The organism is Mesorhizobium caraganae (assembly GCF_016836705.1).
Taxonomy (GTDB): Bacteria; Pseudomonadota; Alphaproteobacteria; order Rhizobiales; family Rhizobiaceae; genus Mesorhizobium; species Mesorhizobium caraganae.
Genome location: NZ_JAFCGY010000013.1, coordinates 1 through 18,339, shown reverse-complemented (window position 1 = coordinate 18,339; position 18,339 = coordinate 1). Strand labels below are relative to the sequence as shown.

Below are 18,339 nucleotides of genomic sequence, written 5' to 3'. Positions count from 1 at the left end.
GACGGATGAGGGGTGCGCGACAGCGCGCGGCGTGAAAAAGTCGAATGATCTGAAGCGCTTAATTCTGTGAAGCAGTGATTCTTCCGGCACCCCTCATCCGACCGAGCTTCGCTCGGCCACCTTCTCCCACAAGGGGAGAAGGGAAGATCGCACCTGATCGCCAAATCAAATCGGCCCGATCTTGCGACCGGGCCGATGACGTTACGGTTTAGCGTTTCAAATTAGCTCAGCTGCACCCGCTCGTAGCGCCACACGTATCGCACTTCTCGCAGGTCCCGTTCCGCACCATCGTAAAGTTCTGGCACTCGGAGCAGGAATTGCCGGTGTAGCCCTGGAGCAGTGACTTGGCGCGGCGGTCGGCGGCGAGTTTCTTGGCTTCGGCCGCCTCGTTGGCCGCGGCGTCGGTGAACAGCGCCGCGGTGGCGTCGGTGGAAACCGCGTCCTCCTCGAAGGCGATGTCCTCGGCCAGTTCCTTGGCCCGTTCCTCATAGTCGCGCTTGTAGGCGACCGCCTCGTCGCTGGCCGGCTTCAGCGCCAGCACGTTGGAGCCGGAGAAGGCGGTGGGCGCCGAGCGGGCAGGGGTGCCGGCGCCGGCAAAACCCTTCGGCTCGCTGCCGGTCACCCGTGACACCAGCTTCACCGGCGAGGCGCCACGGGTCAGGCCCTTGGAGACCGCATCCGTCTTGCCTTCGCTGATGCCGCGTCCGAGTGCGGTGTTGGAAAAGTCCGACTGGTCGACATGGGCGAGGTCGTTGCGGCCGAGATAGGAGATGGCCAGTTCGCGGAACACGTAGTCGAGGATCGACGTCGCGCTCTTGATGGCGTCGTTGCCCTGCACCATGCCGGCCGGCTCGAACTTGGTGAAGGTGAAGGCGTGCACATATTCGTCGAGCGGCACGCCGTACTGCAGGCCGAGCGAAATCGCGATGGCGAAGTTGTTGAGCAGGCCGCGCAGCGTTGCGCCTTCCTTGTTCATGTCGATGAAGATCTCGCCGAGGCGGCCATCATCATATTCGCCGGTGCGCAGGAAGATGGTGTTGCCACCGATCTTGGCCTTCTGGGTGTAGCCCTTGCGGCGTCCCGGCAGCTTTTCCTGCTCGCGCGACACGCGCTCGATGATGCGCTCGACGATCCGCTCGGTGATCTGCGCCGCGCGCGCTGCCGCCGGTGCTGCGATCAGCTGCTCGACCGCATCGTCCTCGTCCTCCTCGCCATCGGCGAGCAGCGAGGAGTTCAGCGGCTGCGACAGTTTCGAGCCGTCGCGGTAAAGCGCATTGGCCTTCAGCGCCAGCTTCCACGACAACATGTAGGCGCCCTTGGCGTCTTCCACCGTCGCATCGTTGGGCATGTTGATGGTCTTGGAGATGGCGCCCGAGATGAAGGGCTGTGCGGCCGCCATCATCTGGATGTGGCTGTTGATCGAAAGCGAACGCTTGCCGATCTTGCCGCAGGGGCTCGCGCAATCGAACACGGCGAGGTGCTCGGGCTTGAGGAAGGGCGCGCCTTCCAGCGTCATCGCACCGCAGACATGGATGTTGGCGGCTTCGATGTCCTTCTTCGAGAAGCCCAGCGCCGGCAGCATCTCGAACGAGAAGTCGTTGAGCTGCTCGTCGGTGAAGCCGAAAGTCTCCTTCACCCAGTCGGCGCCAAGCGTCCACTGGTTGAAGACGAACTTGATGTCGAAGGCCGACTTCAGCGCTGCGTTGAGCGCGGCGATCTTCTCATCGGTAAAACCCTTCGCCTTGAGCGAGCCGGGGTTGACCGCCGGCGCCTGGTTCATGTTGCCGTGGCCGACCGCATAGGCCTCGATCTCGGCGATCTGGCTCTCGGAATAGCCCAGCGTGCGTAGCGCTTCCGGCACGGCGCGGTTGATGATCTTGAAATAGCCGCCGCCGGCGAGCTTCTTGAACTTCACCAGGGCGAAGTCGGGCTCGATGCCAGTGGTGTCGCAATCCATGACCAGGCCGATCGTGCCGGTCGGCGCGATCACGGTCGCCTGCGCATTGCGGTAGCCATGCTCTTCGCCGAGTTCGATGGCGCGATCCCAGGCGGCCTTGGCGTGAACGGCCAGATCCTGCTGCTTCAGGTCGGAAGCGACCAGCGGCACCGGATTGACGGCGAGCTTCTCGTAGCCGCCCTTTTCGCCATAGGCAGCGCGGCGATGGTTGCGCATCACGCGCAGCATGTTCTGGGCATTGCGGTCGTAGTCGGCAAAGGCGCCGAGTTCACCAGCCATCTCGGCCGAGGTGGCGTAGGCAACGCCGGTCATGATTGCGGTGAGCGCGGCGCAGATGGCGCGGCCCTCGTCGGAGTCATAGGGAATGCCCGACGTCATCAGTAGGCCGCCAATGTTGGCGTAGCCGAGGCCGAGCGTGCGGTATTCGTAGGACTGCTTGGCGATCTCCTTCGACGGGAACTGCGCCATCATCACCGAGATTTCGAGGACGACGGTCCACAGCCGCACCGTGTGCTCATAGGCGGCGATGTCGATCGTGCCGTCGGCGTTGCGGTAGGGGAGCAGGTTGATCGAGGCGAGGTTACAGGCCGTGTCGTCGAGGAACATGTATTCCGAGCACGGGTTGGAGGCCCGGATCGCACCGGCCGAAGCGCAGGTGTGCCAGTCGTTCATCGTCGTGTTGAAATGCAGGCCCGGGTCAGCCGACGCCCAGGCGGCGTAGCCGATCTTTTCCCAGAGGTCGCGTGCCTTGAGCGTCTTCAGCACCTTGCCGTCCTTGCGGGCGGTCAGGTGCCAGTCGGCGTCGTCCTCGACGGCGCGCAGGAAATTGTCCTTCAGTGACACCGAATTGTTGGAGTTCTGGCCGGAGACGGTCAGGTAGGCGTCAGAGTCCCAGTCGGTGTCGTAGGTCTTGAACGACATCGAGCTGTAGCCCTGCTTGGCGAACTGGATGACGCGGTAGATGTAGTTCTCCGGCACCGCAGACTTCTTGGCCGCCTTGATCTCGCGCTTCAGGGCGGAGTTGAGCGCCGGGTCGAAGCAATCGTCGGCATTGCCTTCGCAATTGATGCAGGCCTTCATGATCGCTTCGAGATGCTTCTTGACGATCTTGGAGCCGGTCACCAGCGAGGCGACCTTCTGCTCTTCATTGACCTTCCAGTCGATGAATTCCTCGATATCGGGATGGTCGGCGTCGACAATGACCATTTTCGCCGCGCGACGCGTCGTGCCGCCCGACTTGATGGCGCCCGCCGCGCGGTCGCCGATCTTGAGGAAGCTCATCAGGCCGGACGAGCGGCCGCCGCCCGACAGCTTTTCGCCTTCGCCGCGCAGCAGCGAGAAGTTGGAGCCCGTGCCCGAGCCGTATTTGAACAGGCGCGCTTCGCGCACCCAAAGGTCCATGATGCCGCCTTCGTTGACGAGATCGTCCTGCACGCCCTGGATGAAGCAGGCATGCGGCTGCGGATGCTCGTAGGAGGATTTCGACTTGGTCAGCTTACCGGTGAACGGGTCGACATAATAGTGGCCCTGGCTCGGACCATCGATGCCGTACGCCCAGTGCAGGCCGGTGTTGAACCATTGCGGCGAGTTCGGCGCCACACGCTGGGTGGCCAGCATGTAGGCAAGCTCGTCGCGGAAGGCGAGAGCGTCGTCTTCCGACTTGAAGTAGCCGCCCTTGTAGCCCCAGTAGGTCCAGGTGCCGGCCAGCCGGTCGAACACCTGGCGGGCGTCGATCTCGGAACCGTAGCGCTCGGCCTCGGGCAGCTTCGCCAGTTCGGCCTCATCGGCGACAGAGCGCCACAGGAAGGAGGGGACGTCGTTCTCCTCGACCTTCTTCAGGCGCGCAGGCACGCCGGCCTTGCGGAAATACTTCTGCGCCAGGATGTCGGCGGCAACTTGCGAGAATTGCGCCGGCACATCGATGTTATCGAGACGGAACACCACCGAGCCATCCGGATTCTTAATCTCCGAAAGCGCCTTGCGGAATTCGATCTCCGCATAGGCTGATTGTCCTGGCTTGGTGAAGCGACGCTCGATGCGCATTGGTCCGGTCCCTTTTGTCTATATATAGCGCTTTTCCCCAGGGATTTCTGCCCCACAAGCTGAAAAACGCAGTCCGCCGTTTGCCGGCATTGCAAGCAGCGCCGGCACTCTCCTTTTTCGCAAGTGCCAGCATGCAGACAGCAATACGCCTTCCCAGCGTTTGCCCGGGCTGCAGACCGACCCTTCCGGGTCCTCAACTGAAACTTTGATCGATTCCCTCGTTCGAGGGAGGTTCACATTATCTAGCGTCGAGACTGCCTGCAAACACTAAATATAGTGTTAACAGATGATTTTTTCCAGTCCGACAATTCTCCCTTTCGTCACCCAAGCCCCACGGTCCCAACGCTTCCGCCAGCCTCGTAAACAGGCGGAAATCTGGGCAAAAACGCACAAAATCCGGGAAAAAAGACCGGGCTCGAAACTCTCCGGTCGCGCCCTCAACAAGAGCACATGGCACATAAAAGGCGACTCGGTTTGCGTCGTCAAGGATTCGTTTACGTAGCTTTTGTGACCCCAACATCTTGTGTGTCACATATGTGGATAACGGGGACAGAAAACCACCTGGGCAGAATTCGCTTGGCGACGATCTCGATCGTCGTGCCCGACCTGAAGCTCAGGCAGAAAGACCCCGATCTGACCGCTCTGGTCAGGCAAAGCGCCAGCCGCATCTCGACGCGCCTGGGCTGGCGTCGCGGCGAGGGGTGATTGCTGGCTGCCGGCCCGCCGTTCGCGGCCTTTTCATTTTAGCTGGCGTGCATTATGTCTTGCGCGTCGCGCGGGGGCGCGTCTTGTCAATTCTGAGAGCATCCGTTACGCCCCGCCTATGACAGTTACCGTCCGTTTTGCCCCCTCACCAACCGGCCGCATTCATATCGGCAATGCCCGCACCGCCTTGTTCAACTGGCTGTTTGCAATGAACAACAAGGGCCGTTTCATCCAGCGCTTCGACGACACCGACATTGCCCGCTCGAAGCAGGAATTTTCCGACGCCATTCTCTATGATCTGCACTGGCTGGGAATTTTCCCCGACGCCACCGAATACCAGTCGCGGCGCTTCGAGGCTTATGATGCGGTGGTTGAACGGCTGCAGGCGGCCGGCGTGCTTTATCCCTGCTACGAAACCCCCGAAGAGCTCGACCTGCGCCGCAAGGTGCGCCGCACGCGCGGCTTGCCGCCGGTCTATGGCCGCGAGGCGCTGACGCTTTCACAGCAACAGATCGCCGAGTACCGGTCGGATGGCCGCCGGCCGCACTGGCGCTTCCTGCTGCCCAATTTCACCAGCGACCCGCTGCAGCCGGAACGCACCGAAATCCACTGGAACGATCTCGTACGCGGCGAGGAAACCGTCGATTTGGCGTCGCTCTCCGATCCGGTGCTGCGGCGCGAGGACGGCACCTATCTCTACACGCTGCCTTCGGTGGTGGACGACATCGATATGGGGGTCAGCCACATCATCCGCGGCGACGACCATGTCACCAATACCGGCGTGCAGATCGCGCTGTTCAAGGCGCTGGGCGCCGAGCCGCCGGTCTTCGGCCACCACAATCTACTGACCACGGCCTCGGGCGAGGGCCTGTCGAAGCGCAGCGGTGCGCTGTCGATCGAAAGCCTGCGCGAAGACGGCATTGAACCCATGGCGGTCGCTTCGCTCGCCGTGCTCGTCGGCACCTCGGAAAATGTCGCCGCCATGTATGACATGCCGGCACTGGCCGAGCGCTTCGACCCTGCGGCCACCTCGAAATCGGCGGCAAAATTCGACCCGGACGAGCTGTTCGTGCTCAACCGGGCGCTCATGCACCACATGCCATTCGCCGAGGCGCAGGACCGGCTGATCGTGCTCGGCATCTCCGGCGACAAGGCCGAGCCTTTCTGGCTGGCGGTGCGCGGCAATCTCGACCGGCTGAGCGATGCGGTCGGCTGGTGGCGTATCCTTGCCGACGGGCCGCAGCCGGCGCCGGAATTTTCCGATGAGGATCGAGACTTCCTGCAGCAGGCCTTCGACCTGTTGCCGGAAGAGCCATGGACCGGCACTGTCTGGAAGGACTGGACGGCCAGGATCAGGGAAGCCAGCGGCCGCAAGGGCAAGGCGCTGTTCATGCCGCTGAGGCTGGCGCTTACCGGACTTGCTTCCGGGCCGGAGCTTGCAGATCTATTGCCGCTGCTGGGTCGGGAAGGAACGCTGGCCCGACGACCCTGACCTTGCGCTGGTCTGGCGGGATCAGCGACACTGGCGACACCACAGGCTTGACGGCAAGGCGCTTGATGGCGTCGCGGTCGAGCCCGCCTTGCATGTTGGCCAGTGTCTCCGGATCGGCGCCCGGATCGGGCTTTGCCGCCGGCAGCGGAATGAAGGGCGTCGTCTCAACATCAGGCTGCGATTGCTCGGGCGGTGGCGGGTTGCCGCCGATGATCTCGAAATTTCCAGCCTGCGCATTGCAGCCGCAGGCCGGCGGCCGCGACATGTTGGGCTGTTTGTAGAGATAGGCCGTTGGCAATTCGCTGTAGGGCCTGCCGGTTACCGACGAGGTCATGTTGGCCGAATCGTCATCCATGCCGCTTGAATAGAACACCTGCATCTCGGTGCCGGGGCAGCTCGATTCGCAATTCTTCTGGTCGCGCTCGAAATCGCCGAGCGAGGCCGAATTCGACATCGGGAAGAAATAGCCGTCGCAGGTGCGCACGCAGCTCGTATGGAACTCGCCGCCGACCGCCGGGAAATCCGGAACGCCGGGCTGGTTGAGCACGCGGCGCACATTGCGCTCCTCGTCGGGATCGTCGGGCTCGTCAAGCGTGTCGACCTGCCGGTTACCGCCGAAAAGCTGGTCGAACAGGTTGCCGTCATCCGGTTCGCGGCTGGCTTCCTGCACCGGCTCCTGCCGGCGCGGCGCAACCGGCTCGTCGCGGCAGCCATTGGCGTCGAGCGCGTCCAGGATGCGGCCGCGGTCGCGCAGCGAGCCGCCTCCGGCAAGCTGAGCGCGCTTGGCTTGCAGCGCGTCGAGATTGGCGTTCATGCGATCGATGGATCTGTTGAGGGCTGCGCATTCGCTGACGTTGCGCGAAAACAGCGAAAAGCCGCAATTCGCATCGCTCGCGCGGCCGCGCACCTTGTCGAGCTGCTCGCGCTGGCGGGCGATGGCGTTGTCATATTTCCGCACCATGCCGGACTTGCCGCCGCCATTGGATGCAGAAGCAAGCTCGGCTTCAAGCTGCCGGCAGACGCGCGAAGCGGCTTGCGGCTCAGTGGTGGCGACGGCCGAAAGCACTAGCGCGCCAAGCAGCGCAGCCATGTGCGTCAGCTTCCACCTTCCGCCGCCCGTCATTGCCAGAGACCCTGCTTGCCTGCCTGTCGCGATGCTACCGGATTCGCGGTTAACCGTTCCCTCAATCTACAACCAAAGATGGTCTTAGCCCATAGACGCGGTGCACAAGGGGTTGGGATAAGGCGGCAACTGGGCGATCTCCGTCGCTGCATGAAAAGGCGCAATCGCCCTGGAATTATCCCTCGATCCAGGAATGCCCCTGGGACCTGGCATGACCACGATTACCGCTTCGCGCCTGCCTGAGGGGCTCAGCCGAAATCAACCACCGCCTGCGCCTTGTGCGCCGCCTCGACCACCGCCAGCGCCGTCATGTTGACGACGCCACGCGAGGTGACCGACGGCGTCAAGATATGCGCTGGCTTGTCGGTGCCGAGCAGGATCGGTCCGACATGCAGCGCATCCATCATCGTCCGCAGCGCGCTGAGCGTGATGTTGGCGGAATCGAGGTTCGGGAACACCAGCAGATTGGCCTCGCCTTTCAGACGCGAATGCGGATAGACGCGCTGGCGAAGATGCTCCGACAGAGCGGTGTCGGCATGCATTTCGCCGTCGCATTGCAGGTCGGGCGCAACGCGCGCCAGGATTGCCGCCGCCTGCCGCATCTTCAGGGCGCTGGGGGAATCGCGCGAGCCGAAATCCGAATGCGAGAGCAGCGCTGCCTTGGGCTCGATGCCGAAGCGTTGAATTTCCTCCGCCGCCAGGATGGTCATTTCGGCGATCTCTTCCGCCGTCGGGTCGACCGAGACATGGGTGTCGGTCAGGAAGATGATGCCGCGCTGCGAGATCAGCATCGACAGCGTCGACAGATCGCGGTCCTTGACGCCGGGGCGCGCGCCGATGACCAGCGTCACATTGCGCAGATGCCGCTCGAAACGGCCTTCGAGCCCGCAGACCATGGCGTCGGCATCGCCGCGTTTGAGGGCAAGCGCTGCGATCACCGTATTGTCGGTGCGCACCATGGTGCGCGCCGCCTCCGTCGTCACCCCGCGCCGGCCGGCGAGCTCGATCAAAAGGTCAACATAGTGGCGGTAGCGCGGATCGTCCTCCGGGTTGATCAGGCCGAAATCGACGCCCGGCTTGATGCGCAGGCCATAGCGCTTCAGCCTGACCTCGATGACATGCGGGCGGCCGATCAGGATCGGTTCGGCGATGCCTTCCTCCAGCACCACCTGGGCTGCGCGCAGCACGCGCTCATCCTCGCCATCGGCGTAGATGACGCGCTTGGCGGTCGACGCCTTGGCCGAGGAAAACACCGGCTTCATCACCAGGCCGGAGCGGAAGACGAAGCGGTTGAGCTGGTCGATATAGGCGGCGAAGTCGGTGATCGGCCTTGTCGCGACGCCGGTGTCGCAGGCGGCTTTTGCCACTGCCGGCGCGATGCGCAGGATCAGGCGCGGGTCGAAGGGCGAGGGGATCAGGAAATCCGGCCCGAAGATCGGCGTCTCGCCGGAGTAGGCGCGCGCCGCAACGTCGGACGGCTCTTCGCGGGCAAGCGCCGCGATCGCCCTGACCGCTGCCATCTTCATCTCCTCATTGATGGCGCTGGCGCCGCAGTCCAGCGCGCCGCGGAAGATGTAAGGAAAGCACAGTACGTTGTTGACCTGATTGGGAAAATCGGAGCGGCCGGTGCAGATCATCGCGTCCGGCCGGGCCGCGCGCGCCGCCTCCGGCATGATCTCGGGATTGGGGTTGGCCAGCGCCAGGATCAGCGGCTTCGGCGCCATATGTGCAAGCAGTTCCGGCTTCAGCACGCCGGCGGCCGACAGGCCGAGGAAGACGTCGGCGCCCGGGATCACGTCCGCCAGCGTGCGCGCCTCGGTATCCTTCACATAGGGGTCTTTCCAGCGGTCCATCTCGTCAGTGCGGCCCTTGTAGGCGACGCCGAAACGGTCGGTGACCCAGATGTTTTCGACCTTGGCGCCGAGCGAGACCAGCAGGTTGAGGCAGGCGAGCGCCGCAGCACCCGCGCCGGAGGTGACGATCTTGATGTCCGAAATGGTCTTGCCGGCGAACTCCAGCCCGTTGAGCACGGCGGCGGCGACGATGATGGCGGTGCCATGCTGGTCGTCGTGGAACACCGGTATGCCCATCCGGGCCTTCAGTTGTTCCTCGACCTCAAAACATTCCGGCGCCTTGATGTCCTCGAGGTTGATGCCGCCGAAGGTCGGTTCCAGTGCGGCGATCGTCTCGACCATGCGCTCGATGCCGGGCGCGTCGATCTCGATGTCGAAGACGTCGATCCCGGCGAATTTCTTGAACAGCACCGCCTTGCCTTCCATCACCGGCTTGGAGGCGAGCGGGCCGATATTGCCGAGGCCGAGCACGGCCGAGCCGTTGGAGACGACGCCGACCAGATTGGCGCGCGCCGTATAGTCGGCGGCGGTCGCCGGATTGTCGCGGATTTCAAGGCAGGGTGCGGCGACACCGGGCGAATAGGCCAGCGCCAGGTCGCGCTGGTTGCCGAGCGGCTTGGTTGCCTGGATTTCGAGCTTTCCCGGTCTTGGATGCTTGTGGAAGTAGAGGGCGGCTTCGTCGAGGTCCGAACGTGCCGTTTTCTTGTTCTCGCCTTCCATGCGGCCGCTCCCTCGAAACTGCTATGTCAGAGCCCTTTTAGCATGCGGCCAAGGTTTGTCGCGACGCTAAATGACGCGTCGTCGGCATTCTGCCGCGGCGCGTCGAAAGTCCCGTTGCATCAGATGCTTATGCCGATTTCATCGCGAACGACTCCTGCTGCTTCGCAGGCGCGTCGGTCAAAAGGCGCTGACGTAGAGGCCGCCATCGACCGGGATGTTCTGGCCGGTGAGATAGCCGGCATGGACCGAGCACAGGAAGGCGCAGATTTGGCCGAATTCTTCCGGCGTGCCGAGCCGCTTGGCCGGGACGTCGGCGCTGATGCGGGTCTTGCGCGCCGCGGCAGCGGCCGGGTCTTCGGTCGTGCCGGCCTCATGCGGGCCGCGCAGCCGGTCGGTGTCTAGCTTCCCCGGCAGCAGGCTGTTGATGGTGACGTTGCGGTCGATCACCGTGCGCGCCACGCCGGCCAGGAACGAGGTCAGGCCGGCGCGCGCGCCGGACGAAAGGTCGAGGCCGGGGATCGGCACGTAGACCGACAGCGAGGTGATGTTGACGATGCGGCCGAAGCCGCGCTTGGCCATGCCGTCGATGACGGCCTGCACCAACTCGATCGGCGTCACCATGTTCTGCGTCACGCCTTCGAGGATCTTTGCGCGGTCGAGCTCGCGGAAATCGCGCAGCGGCGGACCGCCATTGTTGTTGACCAGAATGTCCGGGTCGGGGCAGGCTGCCAGCAGCGCCTTCTGCACCTCGGGTTTCGAGACGTCGCCGACGATCTCGGTCACTTTGACGCCGTAGCGTTCGCGCAGTTCGGTGGCGGTTTTGGCCACCAGTTCGGCGTTGCGACCGTTGACCACGAGATCGCAACCGGCTTCGGCCAGCGCCATGGCGCAGCCACGGCCGAGCCCTTTGCTCGAAGCGCAGACAATGGCCTTCTTGCCCCTGATACCGAGATCCATGCCGATTTCTCCGTTGATTGGCGCGGCAGGCTAGTACTTTGGCTGGCCCAATCGCAACCGTCATACGGTTGTTGCATGAATCGGGGCATAGCCTGCGCGAAAGCAACGGTGACAATCTGATGTCCAGCACAGAAACCCGCACTTTCCGCAGCATGTTCATATCCGACCTGCATCTCGGATCGAAGGCGGCCAAGGCCGAGTTCCTGATCGATTTCCTGCGGTATCACGACGCCGATATCATCTATCTCGTCGGCGACATCGTCGACGGCTGGCGGCTGCGGCGCAGCTGGCATTGGCCGCAAAGCCACAATGACGTTGTCCAGAAGCTGCTGCGCAAGGCGCGCAAGGGCACCTCGATCACTTACATCGCCGGCAATCACGACGAGTTCGCGCGCCAATTCCAGGGCGTGCATTTCGGCGGCATCGTCGTTGCCGACCGCGCCATCCACGAAACCGCCGACGGCCGGCGTCTGCTGGTCATCCATGGCGACCAGTTCGACACCGTCGTCCACAATCAGCGCTGGCTGGCCTATCTCGGCGACTACGCCTATGACGCCGCCATGATGGTGAACCGTGTGGTGACGAAGCTCCGCCATCTGCTCGGCCTTCCCTACTGGTCGTTCTCGTCCTGGGCCAAGGTCAAGGTCAAGAAGGCGGTCAACTTCATCGGCTCGTTCCAGACCGTGCTCTCGGAGGAGGCGCGCCGCTCGCATGTCGACGGCGTCATCTGCGGCCATATCCACCATGCCGCGATCGAGAACTACGGGGACGTGCAGTACATCAACACCGGCGACTGGGTGGAGAGCTGCACGGCGGTGGTCGAGCATTTCGACGGCCGGATGGAGATCATCAACTGGGCGAAAATCCTCCCCGAAGCGCCGGACGAGCCCTTCATCCCGATGCTGATCGACGACAGGGTCGTCGAAGCGGCGTGAACCCCGGTTAATCGGTTAGTCCAGGCAGTTTCGGACCGCATTGCCCCATGTTAAGGGATCGATCTGCGTTGCAGCCCTTTGTGCGACGTAATTGGATCGATTCATGTCGCTGCCGCCACTGTCTCCCGAACAACTCGTCAAGCCGCGCCATTTCGAACTGCGCATGAGCCTGATATTCGCGACACTCTTCGTGTCGCTGGGAACGCATCTGCCGTATTTCCCGCTCTGGCTGCAGGCCCAGGGTTTTCATGCCGAGCAGATCGCCATCATCTTGGCGGCGCCGATGTTTTTGCGCGTGGTGACAACGCCGCTGCTCACCGCGCTTGCCGACCGCGCGAAGGACAGGGCCGATGTCTATATCGCGCTGGTGGCCGCGACCATGGTGCTTTCCGCTGGCTATTTCCTTAAGCCGACCTACGCCATGGTGCTGGCCGTTTCGCTTGCGCTGACGGTGGTGTGGACGCCGCATTCGCCAATTGCCGATTCATTGGCGCTGTCGGGCGTGCGCCGCTTCGGCTCCAACTACACCGCCATGCGCAAATGGGGCTCGATCTCCTATCTCTGCGCCAACGCCGCGGGCGGCTTCATCCTGTACTGGACAAGTGTGCAGGCCGTGCCGGTGATCATTTTCGTCTCGCTTGCGGCCGCACTGGTCGCCGGGCTCCTGGCGCCCCGCCTTGGCCGCCCACGCCGGGCCTCGCCGCTGTCCGCCACCGACATCCAGCATTCGGCGCCCAGCCTTCTCAATCCGTACTTCCTCTATTTCACCCTCGGTGTCGGCATCATCACCGCCAGCCATGCGTTCCTCTACGGCTTTGTCTCCATCTACTGGAAGTCGATCGGCATCAGCGGCTCGGTCATCGGCCTGCTGTGGGCCTGGGGTGTCGTTGCCGAAGTCTGCATGTTCTTGTTTTTCAACCGCATTTTCGCCTCCGTGTCGGTCGTCAAGGTGATGCTGATCGCCGGCATCGGCTCCATCGTGCGCTGGATCGCCTTTCCGCTGATCTGGCCGCTCGGACTTGGCGTTATCGGCTTCTTCGGCGTCCAGACCTTGCATTCGGTGTCGGTGGCGATGGTGCTGATCGGCCTGCAGAAGATGATCGGCGAGACGGTTTCGGAAGAGCGCACGGGTGCTGCGCAAGGCATTGCCTATTTCTTCAACGGCTTCTTCATGGCCGCGGTGACGCTGGCATCCGGCCCGCTCTACGAGCGTTACGGCGTCGACGGCTTCCTGGCGATGATCCCGATCGCCATCATCGGCCTGGCGCTGATCGGGCTCGCCGCGCGCTCAGCCCCACAGCATCCTGTCAGGCGGTGAGACCAGCGATCCACGGTAGACGAGACCGGGTTGGCGGTCGCGGGCCAAAAGCAGCGGACCGTCGAGATCGACGAAGTCGGCGTCCTGCGCCAAGAGCACGGCCGGCGCCATCGCCAGTGACGTGCCGACCATGCAGCCGACCATCACACCAAACCCGAGTTCGCGGGCGCGGTCGCGAAGAGTGAGCGCAGCAGTCAGGCCGCCGGATTTGTCGAGCTTGATGTTGACGGCGTCATAGAGGCCGACAAGCGATTCGAGGTCCTTCGCTTCGTGCACGCTTTCATCGGCGCAGATCGGCACAGGATGCGCGATGTGGCGCAGGATGGCGTCATGGCCGGCGGCAAGCGGCTGTTCGATCAGGGCGATGCCGTGTTCGGCCGCGAAAGCGAGGTTCTCGACGATGTTGTCGTCGGTCCAGCCTTCATTGGCGTCGAGGATGATGCGGCTGTCTGGCGCCGCTTCGGTCACGGCGCGGATGCGCGCGATATCGTTGTCGCCGCCGATCTTGACCTTGAGCAGCGGCCGCCCGGCATTGGCGCGGGCTTGCGCGGCCATCACCTCCGGCTCGCCCAGCGACAGCGTGTAGGCCGTCTCGAGCGGGCTGGGCGCCACCAGACAGATATCGGCGGCAACCGGCTGGCCGCCGATCTTGGCCTCCAGGTCCCACAAAGCGCAATCAATGGCGTTGCGGGCCGCACCCGCCGGCATCGCATCGAGCAGCCCGATGCGGCCGATGCCGGCTTCTATCTGCCGGCGCATCGCCTCGATCGCGTCGCGCACCCCCTCCATGGTCTCGCCATAGCGTTTGTAGGGAACGCATTCGCCCCGCCCGCGATCATCGCCATCCCTGATAGTGCAGGTGATGACTTCGGCCTCGGTCTTCGATCCGCGTGAGATGGTGAAGGTGCCGGCGATGGGAAAACGCTCGGCCTCAACCGAAATGACACGCGCCATATTTTTCTGCTCCGGCTATGCAACATCAGCCTGTCGGCAAATCGACAGGTTCGACCCGTCAGGCTAAACAGGACGCCATGTTGACCATCGGCAAACGCGACGCAAGCGGCAAGGCCGCCAAGGAGGCCGACCACCAGCCCCGGGTCGCGGTCGGCGAGGAGGGCGGCGTCCTCGGTTGCGCTTTCTCCGGAATTTGGACGACATCGACAGTGGCGCTGATCGACGCCGAGATGCGCAAGATCGAACAGCGCAAAGGCTTTCAGACGCTGGCGTTGGACTTTTCTCACATCGAGAAGATAGATACGGCCGGAGCTTGGCTGATCGACCGCCTGGTGAGCGTCTTCGAGAAGAAGGGCGTCGAGATCAAGATGCAGGGGCAAAGCGATGTCGCCTCGATCCTGCTCGGCGCCGTCGGCGAAGCCGTCCGGCGCGAGCACGAATCGCGTGGTGTCCGGCGCCCCAACATCATTCTCCGCGCGCTGGAGGCAGTTGGCCGCCGGGTCTATGAGATGCGGGACGATTTCCTCGCCTCGATGAACATCCTGGGCGCCACCATCGGCGGTGCGCAGATGAAGCTCGGGCGCGGCCATGCCATCAACCCGGCGGCGATCTTCAACCAGATCGATCGCATGGGCGTCGGCGCCATACCGGTGGTGGTGCTGATGTCGGCCATCGTCGGCGCCATCGTCGCCCAGCAGGGCGCCTACCAGCTCAACTATTTCGGCGCCAACATCTTCGTTGTCGACCTGGTCGGCGTGCTGATCCTGCGCGAGCTCGGCGTGCTGATGACGGCAATCATGATCGCCGGCCGCTCCGGCAGCGCCATCACCGCCGAGATCGGCTCGATGAAGATGCGCGAAGAGGTCGACGCGCTGAAGGTCATCGGTCTCAACCCGATCGGCGTGCTGGTGTTTCCGCGCCTGGTGGCGCTGGTGATCGCGCTGCCTTGTCTCACCATCATCGCCAATTTCGCAGCGCTTGGCGGCGGCATCCTCGCGGCGTGGCTCTATTCCGGCATTGCGCCGTCCGCGTTCATCGACCGCCTGCGCGGCGCGATCGATATCAGCACCATCTTCGCCGGCCTGATCAAGGCGCCGTTCATGGCCATGATCATCGGCATCATCGCTTCCGTCGAAGGCATGAAGGTCGGCGGCAGCGCCGAATCGCTGGGCCTGCACGTCACCGCCTCGGTGGTGAAGTCGATCTTCGTCGTCATCATCCTCGACGGCCTTTTCGCCATCTTCTACGCCTCGATCGAGTTCTGACATGATGCGTAAGACCTCAAAGGCGATCAAGGCTGCGCAAGGAACGGACGAGGGCGATATCGTGCTCTCCGTTCGCGACATCACGGTTTCCCTGGACGACAAGCTGATCCTCGACAAACTGGCGCTCGACATCAAACGCGGCGAGATCCTGGGTTTCGTCGGCGCCTCGGGCGCCGGCAAATCGGTGCTGCTGCGCACCATTCTCGGCCTGCTGCACAAGCAGGCTGGCACGATCAAGCTGTTTGGTCTCGACCTCGACAAGGCCAGCGACATCGAGCGGTTGCGCATCGACATGCGGCTTGGTGTGCTTTTCCAGCATGGCGCGCTGTTTTCGGCGCTCACAGTGCAGGAAAACGTGCAGGTGCCGATGCGTGAATATCTCGATTTGCCGAAGAAGCTGATGGACGAGCTGGCCTTGCTCAAGATCGAACTGGTCGGCCTGCCGCCGGACGCGGCGCAAAAATTTCCCTCGGAGCTTTCGGGCGGCATGATCAAGCGCGCCGCCCTGGCGCGTGCGCTGGCGCTCGACCCCGACATCGTCTTCCTCGACGAGCCGACGTCCGGCCTTGACCCGATCAGCGCGTCCGAGTTCGACGAACTGGTCGTCAAGCTGCGCGATACGATGGACCTGACGGTCTACATGGTGACACACGATCTCGACACGCTGTTTACCGCTTGCGACCGGGTGGCGGTGCTCGGCAACAAGAAAATCCTGGTCGAAGGCACGATCGACGACATGCTGAAGAGCGAGGAGCCGTGGGTAAAATCCTATTTCCGCGGAAAACGCGCCCGGCAACTTGATCTTGCGGCGCGCGCATAGCGATAAGTGGGGCAATGGAAACCAGAGCCAACTACGTAATTGTCGGCATTTTTACCCTGGCTGCGATCCTCGCGGCCTTCGCGTTCGTCTACTGGACCGCCCAGATCGGCGATCGGGGCGAAACGGCGCAGTTGCGCGTGCGCATTCAGGGCTCAGCCTCAGGCCTTGGCCCCGGCAGCCTGGTGCTGTTCAACGGCGTCAAGGTGGGTGTGGTCAAGCGCGTCTATTTCGACCGCAATGACCCGAGTGCCGCCATTGCCACGACCGAGATCGACAAGACAACGCCGCTTACCAAATCGACGCAGGCCGATATCGGCATCGCCAGCCTTGCCGGCCAGGTCAACATCGAATTGAAGGGCGCCAATCCCAAGGAACCGAACCTGCTTGAAGAGGCGGAAAAGGAAGGCAGGACCGCCGAGATCGTCGCCAACCCTTCTGCCGTCAACAATCTCCTGCAGACCGCGCAGAACATCTTCACCCGCGCCGACAAGGTGCTTTCCGATCTCGAAGGCTTCACCAAGGATGTGCGTGGGCCGCTGACGCAGACGGTCAAGAACGCCCAGACATTTTCCGATGCGCTGGCCAAGAATGCCGACGGCATCGACAAGTTCCTGACTGCCGTCAGCGCGCTGTCGGACGAGTTGAAGGGTGTTTCCGGCAAGCTCGACGGCACGCTGAAGGCCGCCGAAGGCCTGCTCAATGCCGTCGACAAGGACAAGATCAAGAGCATCGTCGCCAATGTGGACACGGTGACGGGGAACCTCAAGGATACCTCGAAGCAGCTCGACGGCGTGATCAAGAACGTCGACACGGCGGTCGGCTCGGTCACTGATTTCGCCACGCGAACGCAAGGAACACTGGCCAAGGTCGACATTGTGCTTGACGGTATCGATCCGGCGCAAGTGCGCGTAGCACTCGCCAACATCCAGAAGGCCAGCGAAAACGCCAACCAGGCCGCCGCCGACATCGCCAAGGTGACCGACAAGTTCGCCGACCGGGCCGACGATATCGACGAGACGATCAAGGACGCCAGACAGCTGGCACAGCGCCTCAACGATGCCTCGATGCGAGTCGACGGCATCCTGAAAAGGGTCGACACGCTGCTTGGTTCGGGCCAGGCGGACGGCGTGATGGCCGATGCCAGGGACACGCTGAAATCGTTCAAGCAGGTCGCCGACACGCTGAATGCCCGGCTTGGCACCATCACCGACAATCTGGCGCGCTTCTCCGGCCAGGGCCTGTCGAATGTCGAAGCGCTGGTTCAGGACAGCCGGCGTTCGATCAGCCGCATCGAAGAGGCGGTGACCGATCTCAGCCGCAACCCGCAGCGCATCCTGACGGGTGGCGACGGCGAGGTTCGGCAATTCGATGGCAGGGCGCGGCGTTGACTTCCGTGCCCGCCCGCCGCAAGAAGTTGAACCGCGAATGCGGGTTGGTCTTACGATCCGGGGACAACGGGGATCGCGCGTGACGTTCAGCTTGGGTGGGTATAAATCCGCGGTCGTGTTGCTTGGCTTGACCCTTGCCGGTTGTGCGGCATTGGGAGGCAAGCCGGCGCCGCTCGATACGTTCGAGCTGTCCGCCCCGTCGATCGACGCGCATGGCCACAGCCGCCGCCAGATCCTGATCGCCCAGCCATCCGCGCTCAAGGCGTTGGACAGCCAGAACATCGTCATCAAGCCGTCGGACCGCTCGATCCAGTATCTAAAGGGCGCGCAATGGGCCGACCGGCTGCCGCTGATTGTGCAGGCAAGGCTAGCCGAAACCTTCCAGCGCTCCGGCAGTTTTGCCGGCGTCGGCAAGCCGGGCGAGGGGCTGGCGATCGACTATCAGGTGATCGTCGAGATCCGCTCCTTCGAAGTCCGCGTCAATGGCGGCGAGCACGCCGAGGTCAACCTCTTCGTGCGCATCCTGAACGACCGCAACGGCGAGGTGCGCGCCTCAAAAAGCTTCACCGCATCCGCTCCGGTCTCGGGCAGCGGCAACCCAGCCTATGTCAGCGCGCTCGACAGCGCTTTTGGCGAGGCGGCGAAGGATATCGTGCGCTGGACGGATTCGGTGATCTGAACCAGCCTAGGCTTCAAAGCGACCGTGCGCGCAATCAGCTTAGACAAAGCATCGACTTAAAGATCGTAGGTCGGCGCTGCCCCTCATTGCCCTGCCGGGCATTTCTCCCCGTATAGTGACGGGGAGAAAG

Annotated in this window: 13 protein-coding genes; 8 read left to right on the top strand and 5 right to left on the bottom strand. The window is 63.2% G+C overall.

Going from position 1 to position 18,339, the window contains the following annotated elements; all coding sequences use genetic code 11:
* Nucleotides 1-226: 226 nt before the first annotated feature.
* Nucleotides 227-4,000 carry a vitamin B12-dependent ribonucleotide reductase gene (locus tag JQK88_RS20800; RefSeq protein ID WP_203279328.1) on the bottom strand — a complete coding sequence of 1,258 codons (3,774 nt, stop codon included), beginning with the start codon at nt 3,998-4,000 and terminating at the stop codon, nt 227-229.
* Nucleotides 4,001-4,576: 576 nt separating this feature from the next.
* Here JQK88_RS20800 and JQK88_RS36975 point away from each other — a divergent pair.
* Together JQK88_RS36975 and gltX are read left to right on the top strand one after the other, a co-directional pair.
* Complete coding sequence (locus tag JQK88_RS36975; protein ID WP_281401897.1) at nt 4,577-4,705, top strand: hypothetical protein; 129 nt, start codon at nt 4,577-4,579, stop codon at nt 4,703-4,705.
* Between the two features lie 118 nt (nt 4,706-4,823).
* On the top strand, nt 4,824-6,197 hold the full coding sequence (gene gltX, locus JQK88_RS20790; protein WP_192253654.1) for a glutamate--tRNA ligase: 1,374 nt from the start codon (nt 4,824-4,826) through the stop codon (nt 6,195-6,197).
* Here gltX and JQK88_RS20785 read toward each other — a convergent pair.
* From JQK88_RS20785 to JQK88_RS20775, 3 genes are all read right to left on the bottom strand, one after another.
* The gene (locus tag JQK88_RS20785; RefSeq protein WP_192253656.1) at nt 6,115-7,320 is read right to left on the bottom strand and encodes a DUF2865 domain-containing protein; all 1,206 of its coding nucleotides are present in this window, start codon (nt 7,318-7,320) and stop codon (nt 6,115-6,117) included. The genes gltX and JQK88_RS20785 overlap by 83 nt on opposite strands.
* A gap of 248 nt (nt 7,321-7,568) precedes the next feature.
* Nucleotides 7,569-9,893 carry an NADP-dependent malic enzyme gene (locus tag JQK88_RS20780; protein ID WP_192253658.1) on the bottom strand — a complete coding sequence of 775 codons (2,325 nt, stop codon included), beginning with the start codon at nt 9,891-9,893 and terminating at the stop codon, nt 7,569-7,571.
* A gap of 177 nt (nt 9,894-10,070) precedes the next feature.
* Entirely contained in the window at nt 10,071-10,850 is a 780-nt protein-coding gene (locus JQK88_RS20775) for an SDR family oxidoreductase (protein ID WP_203279327.1), read from the bottom strand.
* Between the two features lie 119 nt (nt 10,851-10,969).
* Between JQK88_RS20775 and JQK88_RS20770 the strand changes: the two genes are divergently transcribed.
* On the top strand, nt 10,970-11,785 hold the full coding sequence (locus tag JQK88_RS20770) for a UDP-2,3-diacylglucosamine diphosphatase (protein ID WP_376740440.1): 816 nt from the start codon (nt 10,970-10,972) through the stop codon (nt 11,783-11,785).
* A gap of 103 nt (nt 11,786-11,888) precedes the next feature.
* Complete coding sequence (locus JQK88_RS20765) at nt 11,889-13,103, top strand: MFS transporter (RefSeq protein WP_203279326.1); 1,215 nt, start codon at nt 11,889-11,891, stop codon at nt 13,101-13,103.
* Here the strand turns inward: JQK88_RS20765 and dgcA are convergent.
* Entirely contained in the window at nt 13,074-14,057 is a 984-nt protein-coding gene (gene dgcA / locus JQK88_RS20760; RefSeq protein ID WP_203279325.1) for an N-acetyl-D-Glu racemase DgcA, read from the bottom strand. The genes JQK88_RS20765 and dgcA overlap by 30 nt on opposite strands.
* A gap of 77 nt (nt 14,058-14,134) precedes the next feature.
* Between dgcA and JQK88_RS20755 the strand changes: the two genes are divergently transcribed.
* From JQK88_RS20755 to JQK88_RS20740, 4 genes are read left to right on the top strand one after another with little or no spacing between them, the layout of a single operon-like run.
* Nucleotides 14,135-15,322 (top strand): MlaE family ABC transporter permease, encoded by a 1,188-nt coding sequence (locus JQK88_RS20755; RefSeq protein WP_203279324.1) that lies wholly within the window; start codon nt 14,135-14,137, stop codon nt 15,320-15,322.
* Between the two features lie 4 nt (nt 15,323-15,326).
* Nucleotides 15,327-16,142, top strand: coding sequence for an ABC transporter ATP-binding protein (locus JQK88_RS20750; protein ID WP_203279395.1), 816 nt, complete (start codon nt 15,327-15,329; stop codon nt 16,140-16,142).
* Nucleotides 16,143-16,156: 14 nt separating this feature from the next.
* Nucleotides 16,157-17,530, top strand: a complete 1,374-nt coding sequence (locus tag JQK88_RS20745) for an MlaD family protein (protein ID WP_203279323.1) — start codon at nt 16,157-16,159, stop codon at nt 17,528-17,530.
* A gap of 37 nt (nt 17,531-17,567) precedes the next feature.
* Nucleotides 17,568-18,209, top strand: coding sequence for an ABC-type transport auxiliary lipoprotein family protein (locus JQK88_RS20740; protein WP_446669880.1), 642 nt, complete (start codon nt 17,568-17,570; stop codon nt 18,207-18,209).
* The last annotated feature ends 130 nt before the right edge of the window (nt 18,210-18,339 follow it).